The organism is Paraburkholderia aromaticivorans (genome assembly GCF_002278075.1).
GTDB lineage: Bacteria > Pseudomonadota > Gammaproteobacteria > Burkholderiales > Burkholderiaceae > Paraburkholderia > Paraburkholderia aromaticivorans.
Genome location: NZ_CP022990.1, coordinates 916,949 through 930,119 on the forward strand (window position 1 = coordinate 916,949; position 13,171 = coordinate 930,119).

Genomic DNA, 13,171 nt, shown 5'->3' on the forward strand with positions numbered 1-13,171 from the left:
TTGCATCGCCCACGCGCCTCGCGTTTCGTTTCCTGCCGAACGCTTTAGCCGCGCAACATCGCCCGGCATTGCATCGCCGCTCAGAAATTGAAGTTGTCGATATTGCTCGAATCGAACGTGGTCGGCGGTCCGAGAATGATTTCGCCTTGCGGCCCGATGGTGCGCTTGCCGAGCTTGCCCGCGTCGAACGACTCGCCTTCCTTACCGCTGATCGTGCCCGACGCCAGCGCCGCCGCGGCATAGGCAGCCAGATAGCCGAGTTGACCCGGATCCCACAACTGGAACGCCTTCACGGTGCCGTTCTTCACAAACGCGCGCATCTGGTTCGGTGTGCCCAGACCGGTCACCGCCACCTTCCCCTTGCTCGACGAAGTCGAAATATAACGCGCGGCTGCAGCAATGCCGACCGTGGTCGGCGCGACGATCGCCTTCAGGTTCGGGTATGCCTGCAACAGACCTTGCGTTTCGGTGAACGACTTCTGATCGTCGTCGTTACCGTAGGCGATCTTCACGAGCTTGATCTTCGAATACTCGGGCTTTTTCAGTTCCTCCTGCATCCACTTGATCCAGGTGTTCTGATTGGTTGCGTTAGGCGTGGCCGACAGCACGGCGAACTCGCCCTCGCCGCCCATCAGTTTCGCGACCAGTTGAACCTGGCCACGGCCGATGCCTTCCGCATTCGCCTGGTTGACGAACAGTTGCCGGCCTTCGGGCGCCGTGTCCGAGTCGAAGGTCACGACCTTGATGCCTTGCGACATCGCTTTCTTCAGATACGGCACCACCGCATTGGCGTCGTTGGCCGCGATCACGATCGCATCCTGCCGCTGCGTGATCAGCGTGTTGATGTACTGCACCTGCGACGATGCGCCCGCATCCGAGGGTCCCACCGCTTTGCCCACGCCGCCGAATTCCTTGATCGCGCTCATGCCGCCGTCGTCGGCGATCACTTCGTAGGGGTTATTGATCTGTTTCGGCACGAATGCGATTTTCAGACCGCTTTTCAGGCCCGCCGCGGACGCGGCGCAACTGATCGCGATCAACGCGACGCAGAGCGCCGCGGCGCCGGTGTGACGGAGTGGTTTGAACATGGAGTGTCTCCTGCCTTGTTGTTGGACGTGGGGTTGTCCGGGTTATCCGGGGTTATCGATTGTTCGACTTTCTCTTCGCAGACGCGGGCATTGCCAAAGACCTTATAGGGAAGAAGCGGACTTCGCGATGAAACGCCGGTCGCGCGCCGCGCGCCAGCGGGCCACCAGATTCGGTATCAGTACCGATGCCAGCAGCAGCACGCCGGTGACGATGGTGAGCGTTTCGCTGGACACGTCGTCGAGCGTCAATGCGTTTTTCAGCACGCCGATAATCAGCAGCGACAGCAGCACGCCGATCATCGAACCGCGTCCGCCGAAAATACTCACGCCGCCGAACAGCACCGCCGCGATCACCGACAACTCGAAACCCTCGCCGTTGTCGCCGCGCGCGCTGGTGAAGCGCAGCGTATAGACCACGCCCGCCAGCGCGCTCATGGCGCCTGACAACACGAACAGACGCAAGCGGATCTTCGCCACTTCGATGCCGGAAAACGCCGCGGCGGTCGGATTCGCGCCGATCGCATAGAGACTGCGGCCGAATGCCGTGGACTGCAGCAACACGGTGAACACCGCCGCGCCGACGATCACGATCGCAAACGGCAGCGGTATGAAACTCGCACCCACGGTGTCCATGCCGAACGCCGTGTAAGCGGCCGGAAAATCCGCCACTGCCTGATCGCCGAGCAGCACATAGGCGAGGCCGCGAAACAGCGCCAGCGTGCCGATCGTGACCGCGAGCGAAGGCAGATTGAGCTTGACGATCACGAGACCGTTCAGCAGGCCCGCCAATGCGCCGGCAATCAACACGAGCACGATTACGAGCGGCATCGGCAACCCCATGTGCCACAGCACGCCCATCAACGCGCTGGATGCGCCGAGCACCGAGGCCACCGACAAATCGATTTCGGCCGCGACGATGATCAACGTCATCGGCAACGCCATCAAGGCGATCTCGGTGAGATCCGCCAGCACGTTGCTCAGGTTCGCGCCGGTGAGAAAGACCGGAGACAGCAAGCGGCCGAGCACGAGCGAGAGAATCAGCACGATCACCAGCAGCGCTTCCCACTGCAGCGGGGTTTCGCGTTTGCGCGTGAGCAGCGCGGAATCGGGTTTAGCCATGATCGCGTTTCCTCATCATGCGTTTGGCGACGGAACGGGCCAGCAAGGTATCGGCGGTAATCGCGGCGACGATCAACGCGCCTTCGATGGCCTGCTCCCAGAACGGCGACACGTGCAGCACCACCAACGCGATGCTGATCACGCCGAGCACGAGCGCGCCGAGCGTGGCGCCGAGAATCGTGCCGACACCGCCCGTAATCGCGACACTGCCCACCACGGCGGCGGCCACCACCTGCAATTCGATGCCCTTCGCGGTGCTGGCATCCACGGTGCCGAAGCGCGCCAGCCACAACGCGCCCGCAAAACCGGCAATCGCGCCGGAGAGCAGAAAACCCGCCATTACGCGACGCTCGACGTTCACGCCGGCCAGTCGCGCGGCCTCCGGATTCGAGCCGATCGCGTAGTGTTCACGGCCGCCGCGAAACTGCTTCAGATACACGGCGAGACCGGCCAGCACGACGATCGCGATCAGCGCGAGCGTCGGAATGCCGAGCAGCGTGCCGGTGGCAAGCCGGGAAAACGCATCGGGCAGACTGGTGGCGTTGATCTGTCCGCCATGCACCCAGGCATAGTCCGCACCGCGAAAAATGTACAGCGTGGACAGCGTCGCCACCAGCGACGGCACACGCCCCACCGCGACGAGCAGCGCGTTGATGCTGCCCGCCACGAGGCCGATCGCGAGCCCCGCCGCCAACGCGACGATCACCGGCATCTGCGGAAACGCGACATACAGACTGCCGACCGCATACGCGCTGATCCCGACCGTGGACCCGACCGAGAGATCGATATGCCGCATCAGAATGACCACGGTCATGCCGGCCGTCAGCAGACTGATGATCGACACGTTCAGCAGCACGTCGCGCAGGTTCTGCAGATTCAGAAACTGCGGCTTTGCGAGCCCCGTGCCAGCGATCAGCAGAATCAGCACGACGAAGAGCGTCGTTTCGCGGCTCTTCGCAATGCTCGCGGCAAAGCCGCCGGGCGAACTCGCCGCGCGCTTCGCGACCGGCGGATGGACCGGCGCGGGATGGGTGGAAGAATGGCGCATCATGCGGCGTGTCCCAACGGTGGAATCGGTTGACCGGCCGGGCCCGGGCGGCCGACGGTTTGGCCCAGCGCGGCCGCCATGATGCGTTCCTCGTCGGCGTCGGCGCGCGCGATATCCGCGCTGATACGGCCCTCGTGCATCACCAGCACGCGGTCGGCCATGCCCAGCACTTCCGGCAATTCGCTCGAGATCATCAGCACCGCCATGCCGTCGCGCACCAGGTCGGCGAGCGCGCCATACACCTCGGCCTTGGCGCCGACGTCGATACCGCGCGTGGGTTCGTCGATGATCAGCACTTTCGGCCCGGTTGCCAGCCATTTGCCGAGCACCACCTTCTGCTGATTGCCGCCCGACAGCGTGCCGACCGGCGCGTTGGGGTCGCCTGCCTTCAGGCGCAGGCGCGTGCCCCATTGATTGGCGAGCTGCGTCTCGCTGCGCGCGGAGATGAGGCCGTGTTTGACGAGCCGCCCGAGCACCGTCATCGACGCATTGCGCGCGATGCTCAATTCCAGCGCGAGCCCTTGCTGCCGGCGGTCCTCCGGCACCAGCGCCAGTCCGGCGCGCACCGCGGCGGCGGGGCGCCCCGCCGTCAGACGCTCGCCGGCAATCCAGATTTCGCCGGAGTCGAGCGGATCGATGCCGAAGATCGCCCGCGCGACTTCGCTACGCCCCGCGCCGACGAGTCCGGCCAACGCCACGATCTCGCCGGCGCGCACGTCGAAGGAAATATCCTTGAAGACGCCTACGCGCGTGAGGCCGCGTACCGAGAGGCGCACGTCGCCCGGCGGCCGGTCCGCCTTCGGATAGAACGTTTCGAGGTCGCGCCCGACCATTTTCGCCACGATCGATTCGGTGTTGAGATCGGCGGTCTGGCCGTCGAAAACTTTCGCGCCGTCGCGCATGATCGTGACGCGCTGTGTCAGCGCGAATACTTCGTCGAGGCGGTGCGTGATGAAGAGAATCGCCACGTCGCGCTCGCGCAGCTTGCGCACGATCGCAAAGAGCCGTTCCACTTCGGGCAGCGACAACGCGGCAGTGGGCTCGTCCATGATGAGCACGTTGGCGTTCAACGACAACGCCTTGGCAATTTCGATCACCTGCTGATCGGCGATCGACAAACCGCGCACCAGCTGATCGGCACGCAGATCGACGCCGAGCGACGCCAGCAGGCCGTCCACCTCGCTGCGCATCGCGTCGTACTGAATGCGGCCGATCCGGTCGACCGGCTGCCGCCCCATGAAGATGTTCTCGGCGATCGACAGATCGAAGAACAGCGTCGGCTCCTGATAGATCACCGCGAGCCCCGCATCACGAGCTTCGGCGGGTGTCGCAAAGCGGCGCGCCACGCCGTCCACCAGCAATTCACCGGTGTCGGGCTGATGTACGCCCGCGAGAATCTTCACGAGGGTCGATTTGCCCGCGCCGTTTTCGCCGAGCAAGGCATGCACTTCGCCCGGCCATAGCGCGAGATCGCCGTCGGATAGCGCGCGAACCCGCCCGAATGATTTACTCGCATGCCGCAGTTCGAGCCTCGGCACAGCGGATGTGGGTTGCTGCACGGCGTGTCTCCTTCCTGTTCGCGTTTCAATGCCCTTCAGATGCGGTAGCAACGTTCTGCATTCCGGCAAAACAGCGCCTCTTTTTCAGCGACGCTCGCGCCCTCGACAATCGACGCATACGCATGCCACAGATCCGCGTAAGAGCCGAACAGCCGGTCGACCGGAAAGTTCGAGGCGAACATTGCGCGTTCCACGCCGAACGTGTCGATGGTTTCGAGCACGTAAGGCCGCAGGCTTTCAACGGTCCACCGATGATCGAACATAGCGAGTCCGCTGATCTTCACGGCGACATTGGGGCAACCCGCGAGCAGGCGCATGCCGTCTCGCCATGCGCGATAGCCGGCCACGCTGCTGCGGTCCACGAACATGCCCGCGTGGTTGATCACGAACTGCGTGTCGCCATGCGAGCGCGCCAACGCTGCCGCTTCTTCCATCTGTGACGGATACAGTTGCAGATCAAACGACATGCCGTAACGGCGCAGCAACGCGAAGTGCTCGCGCCATTGCGGCTCGCGCATGAAATGACGGCCGACATAATCGAACAGCCTGTTCTCATGCATGTTGAGAATCTGCCGGATGCCACGCGTATTGGCGAACGACGCATGCGCTTCGAGCAAAGCCGGCGCGTTCGGCGCGGACAGGTCAACGGCGGCGACGATCGCGTTCGGCATGCCACGCGACGCGTTGCGATCCGCGATGGATTGCAGCCAGCGTGTTTCTTCGACAGGATCGGCGGGATCGTGATTTGCTTCCACGTGCACGAGTTTCAGCACTTCGATGTCGCCCGCCTCGCCCAGCAGATCATCCAGCAGGTAGTCGTGCTTCAGCTCACGCGCGTCCCCCACGAACGAGACGCCCGGATTCTCCAACCACGGATAACGATGCGTTTTCAGATCCCACAAATGGATATGTGAATCGACCACCTGCATGCGACACCCTCCGTCCGGTGTAGATCGTTTCGAGTCGGATCAGCTCAACGAATTCAGATGAAAGACCGGTTCGAGCGGCTGCTGAAGCGGCGTGTGATCCGGGGCCGTCTGCATGATGTCAGCCATGTAATCCCACCATTTGCGCATCACGTCGAGTTGCGGCAACGCGTCCATGGTGTGATGGGTATTTCGCGTCAGTATGGCGAAAAGGTGGTGCGAGTCCGGGTCGAAGAAGATCCGGTAATCGCGCACCCCGGCGTTGTGCAATGCGTCAACCAGTTCAGGCCAGATTTGCGCGTGACGTCGTTCGTATTCCTCGCGCATGCCGGGGTTGAGCACCATCCGGAAAGCGATTGTTTCCATTGCGGCCTGTCTCCCGTCGTATTCGGGCGCCTTCTCGGAGAAGCGCCTGATGCGACTATAATTCCTGCGTCGATAGCATCTCAATCCGTTGTTGGGATTGGGCGATCCACAAACCGAATCGCACCCGACCCATGAGCCAACCCTCAGCAACTGTCGCACTCGTCAATCGGCTCAAGTTCAAACACCTCGCGTTGCTCGTCGCGCTCGACGACGCGCGCAATCTCCATCAGGCCGCCGAGGCCGTCAATGTGGCCCAGCCGAGCGCGAGCCGCATGCTCGGCGATATCGAAGAAGCGTTCGGCTTCCTGCTGTTCGAGCGCAACGCGCGCGGCATGACGCCCACGCCGCTCGGGGTCGTCACGCTGGCGTATGCGCGGCGCGCGCTGGCCGAGCTGACCCGTTTCGCCGAAGATCTCGACGTCAAGCGCCGCGGCGGTCATGGGCAACTGACGGTCGGCGCGATCATGGGCGCCGCGCCCGATCTGCTCGCCATGGCGGTCGCGGCGCTGAAAACCGAAAGCCCGTTGCTGAACGTGCGCATTCTCGGCGAAACGAGTGACCAGGTCGTGCAATTGCTGCATCGCCGCGAAGTCGACCTGGCGCTCGGGCGCCTGACCAGTCCGCTGCAACACAACGATTTCAGTTTCGAGCCGCTCGCGCGCGAGACCTTGCTGCTGGTGGTGCGTGCTGTGCATCCGCTCGCACAGCGCGCGCGTCTTGGCTTGCGTGAACTGATCGACTGGCCATGGGTCGCGCAGCCTGTCACCAGTCCCGCGCGGGTGCTGTTCGAAGAGGAACTGGCGCGCGCGGGACTCGCCACGCCGGTCAACCTGACCGAATGCGCGTCGATCTTCGCCACGCTGCAATTGCTCGAGAACTACGACGCGGTGGCGATGCTGCCCGAGTCGGTGGTGCGCGATCATTTGCGCGGCAAGCTGCTGGTCGCGCTGCCGCTCGAAATCGGCAAGAGCCTCGCGGGCTTCGGCATTCTCACGCGCAAGGAAGAACCGCTCGCCGAACCGGCGCTGCGCTTCATCGATCTGTTGCGTGGTTTCTCCCACAAGCTCGCGCGCGACGACGCCGCGCCGGCATCGGACGCTCTGATCGCGGCTTCGGCTCCCGTGCACTGAAATCGGCATTGCGCGTTATTGCAGGTTGACGAAGAGGCCGCCGTCCACCAGCAGCGCCGCGCCCGTCACATAGCGCGCGCGGTCGGAGGCGAGGAACGTCACGCAATCGGCGACATCTTCCGGACGGCCCAGTCTGCCAAGCGGAATACGTTTTTCGAAGTAGGCTTTCTTGGCTTCGTCGGCGAGGTCTTGCGCATTCAGATCGGTGGCGATGGTGCCCGGCATCACCGAGTTGCAGCGAATGCCATACGGTCCCAACGCGACCGCGCAGGATTGCATCAGCGAATGCACGCCTGCTTTGGTCGGCGTGTAATGCGTCTGCATGCCGCCGCCCACCAGCGCGCTGATCGAACTCGTCGCCACGATCGCACCGCCCGTGCCCTGCGCTTTCATCTGTTGCGCGGCGGCTTGCGTGACGTAGAACGCGCCATTCAGATTGACCGCCACGGTCGACTCCAGCACTTCCGGCGGCAGGTCGAGAAACGCATGGAACGGACAGATGCCCGCATTGCTCGCCAGCACGTCGACTTTGCCGAAAGCTTCCACCGTGTGCCGCACCAATTGCTGACCGGTTTCGCGCGCGGCGACGTTGCCCTCGACCGCAATCACGCGCCGCCCCAGCGCCTCGATTTCGTCGACCACTTCCGCCACGGCGGAGCGGCGTCCATACGAAGCGTCGTTATCGCCCCAGTAGTTGATCGCCACGTCCGCGCCTTCGGTTGCGCACGCAACGGCTATCGCGCGGCCGATACCCCGCGAACCACCAGTCACGATCACGACCTTGTCCTTGAGCAGCACGTCATTCTCCTTTCATGGTGCGAGATTGCGAGGGCTCACGCACGAGCCGCGCGTCAACCCCGCGCGCTCATCGAGCGTAAGGCCGCACCAATGCGCATTCCGGATTGAGCCTCACGCCGAAGCCCGGCGCGTCCGGCACCTTCATGCGTCCGTTCACCGGTACCGGCTCGTCGAGCAGCAACGGCGTGAACATCGGCACGACCTCGTCGGCTTTGGGCGCCATCATCAGAAACTCGGCGAACGGCGAGTTGTGCCGCGTCACCACGAAGTGATAGCTGTACACCGACGAACCGTGCGGCACCACCATCACATTGTGGGCATCGGCGAGCGCGGAGATCTTGATCAGCTCGGTAATGCCGCCGCACCAGCCGACATCCGGTTGAATCAGATCGCAGCATTGCATCTCCAGCAACATGCGAAAGCCCCAGCGCGTCGCTTCGTGTTCGCCGGTCGACACCATCATGCCGCGTGGCACGTTGCGGCGCAGTTCGGCGTAACCCCAGTAGTCGTCGGGCGGCAGGCATTCTTCGATCCATTTCAGGCCGTATTCGTGCGCCGCTTGCGCGAGCCGCGTCGCATACGGCACGTCGAGACTCATCCAGCAGTCGTACATCAGCCAGAAGTCGTCGCCGACGCGGCTGCGCATGTCCGCGAGCTTTTCCAGATTCTGCTTGAGACCGGCTTCGCCTTCGGCCGGTCCATGCTGCAACGGCAACTTGCCGCCGATGAAACCCATCTCTTTCGCGAGGTCGGGCCGCGCGCCGGTCGCGTAGAACACGAGTTCGTCACGCACCGGACCGCCCAACAACTGGTACACCGGCTCCTTGCGCACTTTCGCGAGCAGATCCCACAACGCGAGATCGACGCCCGAGATCGTATTCAGCACGACGCCTTTGCGGCCGTAGTACAAAGTCGAGAAGTACATCTGATCCCACATTTTCTCGATGTCGGTGACGAGCTGGCCTTCGAGAAAGCGCGCGAGATGTTTCTCGACGATGAACGCGCCGATCTCGCCGCCCGTCGTCACCGCGAAACCGACGGTGCCGTCGCTTGCTTCGATTTCCACCACGAGCGTGCCGAGCACATTGATGCCGAACGACTGGCGGCTCTGGCGATACTCCGGATAACGCGCCATCGGCGTCGAGATGTGATCGTCGATCCAGTGTCCGCCGGGTTGGTCGTGATAATCGGCACCGCCGCCGCGGACGATAAAGGCACGCACGTGCCGGATGGTAGGCATGGCCATGAAGGAGCTCCGTTATGGTGCGTCGAGCGTGCGCCTAGCGGGCGCGATGCAGTAAGGTTTCGAAAGTCTTGCCCGGCTGGGCGGCGTCGCGGCGCAGGAGCGTCCCGATCATGAGCGCGGCGAGCAGACTCGACACGCCGAGCACGACCAGTCCCGCCGACGTCGACGAAAACGCGTGTTCCGCCGCGGTACGCAAGCTGGGCGCGATAAAGCCGCCAAGTCCGCCGAGCGAATTGATCAACGCGATACCGCCGGCCGCGGCGGCGCCTGTGAGGTGGCGCGTGGGAAAGGTCCAGAAAAGCGGCTGCGCGGCAATGAAGCCGCTCGCGGCACAACATAGCGCGAGCAATCCGATGGCAGGGCTGCTCACGAGTCCCGACACGCCGATGCCGAAGCCGGCGACGATCAGCAACGCCACCGCCCAGCGCCGATGCCCACCCGTGCGATCCGCGCGGCGCGGCACGTACCAGGTCACGGCCAGCGCGCACAGCCACGGCAGCGCGGCGACCAGACCCACGCGCAAACCAACCGTCGTTCCCAGGAAAGCCGCCACTTGTTGCGGCAGATAGAAGATCACGCCGTACACGCTCATCTGGATCAGCAGATAGATGGCCGACAGCAGCAAGACGCGCCGGTCCACCAGGGCGGCCAGAATGCGATGCGGGCCATGCGCGGAGGCGGCACGCGCATCGTCTTCGAGCGCGCCGCGCAGGCTGGCGCGCTCCTGCGGTTCGAGCCAACGCGCGTCTTCGGGACGATTGTCGAGATACCAGAACGCCCACACGCCCACCACCGAAGCCAGCGCGCCTTCCACCAGGAAAAGCCATTGCCAGCCGGCAAGACCCAGCGCGCCATGCAATTCGAGCAGCGAACCCGACAACGGGCTGCCGAAAATAAACGCCAGCGGCGCGCCGAAATAAAACACGCCCACCGCGCGCGCTCGGGCCGATTGTGGAAACCAGTGGGTGAGGTAATAGATCACGCCCGGAAAGAATCCCGCCTCGGCAACGCCGAGCAGAAACCGCAGCGTGTAGAACGCGGTTGGCGTATGCGCGAGACTCATCGCGGCCGACACGAGCCCCCACGTCACCATGATCCGGCACATCCAGGCACGCGCGCCGACCCGATGCAGCAGCAGATTGCTCGGGACTTCGAACAATGCATAGCCGACGAAAAAGACGCCCGCACCGAACGCAAACGCCGCATTCGACAAACCGGTATCATGCTGCAAGGCCTTCTGCGCGAAACCGATGTTGGCGCGATCGAGAAACGCCAGCACATACATCAGCAGCAGAAACGGCAGTAGCCGGCGCATTACCTTGCTGTTGATCGCCTCGAGTGAAACGGGCGCATGCGGGTCCATGTCGTCTCCTTCGCCGGGCACGCGCGGGCGGCGGCTCGGTGTTTTCTTTTCGTGTGTGCCGCTATCGAGGCAGCGCGGCGGGGATTGCGCGTTGGCTCAATAAGTCGCGCGGCCGCCGGACAGATCGAATACCGAAGCCGTGCTGAACGCGCAGTCCTCGGACGAGAGCCACAAGATCAGCGACGCGGCCTCTTCGGGCAACAGGAAGCGGTTCATCGGAATCTTCGAAAGCATGTAGTCGATGTGTTGCTGCGACATCGAATCGAAGATTTCGGTTTTGGCCGCGGCGGGCGTGACGGCGTTGACGAGAATGTTCTTCGTCGCGAGTTCTTTGCCGAGCGACTTGGTGAGGCCGATGAGCCCCGCTTTGGAGGCGCTGTAGTGCGAAGCGTTCGGATTGCCTTCCTTGCCCGCCACCGAGGCGATATTCACGATCCGGCCATAGCCCTGCTTGAGCATTTGCGGCACGACCGCGCGGCATGTGAGATAAGGGCCGATCAGGTTCACGTCGATCACGCGGCGCCAGACGTCGGGTTCCAGTTCCCACGTGGTGCCGTTGCCGCCGGTGATGCCGGCGCAATTGATCAACACGTCGATCGCGCCGTGATCGGCGACGGTTTGCGCCACGGTCTGTGCGACGGCGGCTTCCTGGGTCAGGTCGACGGTGACGGCGGTAACCTTGCCCAGTTCGCCCAGCTCACGCCGGCTGCGCTCGAGGCGTTCGGCGTCCACGTCCCAGAGCGCGACCGACGCGCCCGAATTCAACGCCCGCTGCGCCACCGCGTAGCCGATGCCACGCGCGCCGCCGGTAACGGCGACTACGCGCCCCTCCAGATCGATTCGATTCATCGCTGTGCTCCTGTGGCAGGCCTGAGCGGCGTGCCCGAGTGTTGTTGTATGCGGCTGTCTGTGCTGCTGGTCCAGCCAATATACGAGCGCTGCGATGCGCTAACAATTCGAGTATTGGAGAGGGCGATAACAAAAGTGGATCGCGCGGCCGCGGCGTGTCATCAAACCCGGCGCGCGCATGGGTAGTTTCGTCGGAACACCCCCTTCGGATGCAAGGAACCATTGCTGCAGCGGCTTGCCAGCCCACCTTGCCCAGCCGACCCTTTTCACGTTATTTTTTTGCACTTGCACAACCGCGCGCTCGGGCCGGATACTAGATCGGCCCGCCTTATCTCCTCAGCGGGTGCATCAGTCTTCGCCCGCTTCGCGCGGGCTTCTTTTGAACGATGGATGCGAACGTCAGGAGGCGCCATGGAAGTCTGCAATGGATGCTCCGATATCGACGGCCGGCCCGTCGATGTTCAACGGCAGGAAAACCTCACGCTGATCGGTGTGGCCGAGTGCAACGGCACGCTCGTCCTCGAGCACTACCGCTGCGACACATGTCGGGCCGTTATCGCCAGACAATTCACGGGCGATATCAACGAACGGATCTGGAGCGTCATCGAAACAGCCCATTGAACGGCTGGCGCACCCACTTGTCTGCTCTATCGAACCAGGAAGCCATAGGTTAGCGGATCCCGCTCATCGACGATCCAGGTCGCGAAGCCGCAGACAAAAGCGTTTCCTTCGACTTCCGGAATGACGGCCTTGAAATCGCCCACGGTCGTTTCGCTGAGTACGCGCCCTTTGAACACCGTACCGATAATGGACTCGTTCACGAGGGTGTCGTCCTTGCCCAACTTGCCACGCAGATAAAGCTGCGCGACCCGGCCTCCGGTCCCGGAACCGGTCGGTGAACGGTCCACCTCGCGGTCTGCGAATACGCAACAGTTGGCTTGCGTGGACCCCGCGTGCCGCGGTGCATTCGCAATGATGGTGCCGTAGATGTGATTGATCTCGGGGATATGCGGATGCTCGACGGGAAACGCCCGGTTGGCCGCCTCCTTGACTTCGGCGCCGAAGCGAATGAGCTCTTCCACCGACGACTCCCGCACTTCCAGACCGTGCGGCGCTCCGTCAGTATAAAAATAGAACGCGCCGCCGAACGCGATATCGCCGGTCACCGAACCGAACGACGGCGTCTGCACGGTCACGTCCTGCTTCCAGATAAACGATGGCACGTTGACGAAGCGAACGTTGCCCGCATGCTCGCCATCCCACTTCACGAAGGCTTCGATGAACCCGCACGGCGCATCGATGCCGACGCGCGTTTCGGGTATCCGGCGCTGAACCCAGCCCAGTTCGACCGCGGCCGTGGACAGCGCAATGACACCGTGGCCGCAATGGTCGCTGTACCCTTCGTTATGAAGAAAGATAATGCCGAAATCGGCGCCGGGGCTGACCGGCTCCGTCAGATATCCGCCGTACATGTCGGCATGCCCGCGCGGCTCGAACATCAGGGCCCGGCGGATATCGTCGGCGTTTTCCTTCAGCCACGCGCGCCGCTTGACGATGGTGTCGCCAGGCAGACGCGGCAAACCGCTGGTGACAATGCGGAATGCCTCTCCGCCGGTGTGGACTTCGACAGTCTGGATCGTGCGTGAAATTTTCATGTTTGCTTCGTGAAGTTGCCGGGT

13 protein-coding genes are annotated in these 13,171 nt (G+C 63.4%); 2 read left to right on the top strand and 11 right to left on the bottom strand.

The genetic code is table 11. From position 1 onward, the window contains the following. Positions 1-80: 80 nt before the first annotated feature. From rhaS to rhaM, 6 genes are all read right to left on the bottom strand, one after another. A complete protein-coding gene (gene rhaS, locus CJU94_RS23825; protein ID WP_095421133.1) occupies positions 81-1,088 on the bottom strand; it encodes a rhamnose ABC transporter substrate-binding protein in 1,008 nt (335 codons plus the stop codon). 102 nt (positions 1,089-1,190) lie between these two features. Continuing rightward, entirely contained in the window at positions 1,191-2,207 is a 1,017-nt protein-coding gene (locus CJU94_RS23830) for an ABC transporter permease (RefSeq protein WP_095421134.1), read from the bottom strand. After that, complete coding sequence (locus tag CJU94_RS23835) at positions 2,200-3,258, bottom strand: ABC transporter permease (RefSeq protein WP_095421135.1); 1,059 nt, start codon at positions 3,256-3,258, stop codon at positions 2,200-2,202. The genes CJU94_RS23830 and CJU94_RS23835 overlap by 8 nt, the downstream gene beginning before the upstream one ends. Then, a complete protein-coding gene (locus tag CJU94_RS23840) occupies positions 3,255-4,814 on the bottom strand; it encodes a sugar ABC transporter ATP-binding protein (RefSeq protein ID WP_095421136.1) in 1,560 nt (519 codons plus the stop codon). The genes CJU94_RS23835 and CJU94_RS23840 overlap by 4 nt, the downstream gene beginning before the upstream one ends. Before the next feature lie 35 nt (positions 4,815-4,849). Continuing rightward, positions 4,850-5,743, bottom strand: coding sequence for an amidohydrolase family protein (locus CJU94_RS23845; RefSeq protein WP_095421137.1), 894 nt, complete (start codon positions 5,741-5,743; stop codon positions 4,850-4,852). A gap of 39 nt (positions 5,744-5,782) precedes the next feature. Beyond that, positions 5,783-6,106: an L-rhamnose mutarotase gene (rhaM, locus tag CJU94_RS23850; RefSeq protein WP_095421138.1), complete on the bottom strand. Its 324-nt coding sequence runs from the start codon at positions 6,104-6,106 to the stop codon at positions 5,783-5,785. A gap of 131 nt (positions 6,107-6,237) precedes the next feature. Between rhaM and CJU94_RS23855 the strand changes: the two genes are divergently transcribed. Beyond that, the gene (locus CJU94_RS23855) at positions 6,238-7,236 is read left to right on the top strand and encodes a LysR family transcriptional regulator (protein WP_095421139.1); all 999 of its coding nucleotides are present in this window, start codon (positions 6,238-6,240) and stop codon (positions 7,234-7,236) included. A 15-nt stretch (positions 7,237-7,251) separates the two neighbouring features. Here CJU94_RS23855 and lra1 read toward each other — a convergent pair whose 3' ends face one another. The 4 genes from lra1 to CJU94_RS23875 all read right to left on the bottom strand — a co-directional run bounded on the left by lra1 (position 7,252) and on the right by CJU94_RS23875 (position 11,492). Further along, complete coding sequence (gene lra1, locus CJU94_RS23860; protein WP_095421140.1) at positions 7,252-8,034, bottom strand: L-rhamnose 1-dehydrogenase Lra1; 783 nt, start codon at positions 8,032-8,034, stop codon at positions 7,252-7,254. A gap of 67 nt (positions 8,035-8,101) precedes the next feature. Then, positions 8,102-9,280 (bottom strand): L-rhamnonate dehydratase, encoded by a 1,179-nt coding sequence (rhmD, locus tag CJU94_RS23865; protein ID WP_095421141.1) that lies wholly within the window; start codon positions 9,278-9,280, stop codon positions 8,102-8,104. Positions 9,281-9,314: 34 nt separating this feature from the next. Then, on the bottom strand, positions 9,315-10,643 hold the full coding sequence (locus CJU94_RS23870) for an MFS transporter (protein ID WP_095421142.1): 1,329 nt from the start codon (positions 10,641-10,643) through the stop codon (positions 9,315-9,317). 96 nt (positions 10,644-10,739) lie between these two features. Beyond that, positions 10,740-11,492 (bottom strand): SDR family NAD(P)-dependent oxidoreductase, encoded by a 753-nt coding sequence (locus CJU94_RS23875; RefSeq protein WP_095421143.1) that lies wholly within the window; start codon positions 11,490-11,492, stop codon positions 10,740-10,742. Positions 11,493-11,903: 411 nt separating this feature from the next. On the opposite strand from CJU94_RS23875, the gene CJU94_RS23880 reads away from it, so the two are divergent. Continuing rightward, positions 11,904-12,113 (top strand): hypothetical protein, encoded by a 210-nt coding sequence (locus tag CJU94_RS23880; RefSeq protein ID WP_095421144.1) that lies wholly within the window; start codon positions 11,904-11,906, stop codon positions 12,111-12,113. A gap of 26 nt (positions 12,114-12,139) precedes the next feature. Here the strand turns inward: CJU94_RS23880 and lhpH are convergent, their stop codons facing one another. Then, positions 12,140-13,147 carry a trans-3-hydroxy-L-proline dehydratase gene (gene lhpH, locus CJU94_RS23885; protein WP_095421145.1) on the bottom strand — a complete coding sequence of 336 codons (1,008 nt, stop codon included), beginning with the start codon at positions 13,145-13,147 and terminating at the stop codon, positions 12,140-12,142. Positions 13,148-13,171 lie beyond the last annotated feature (24 nt).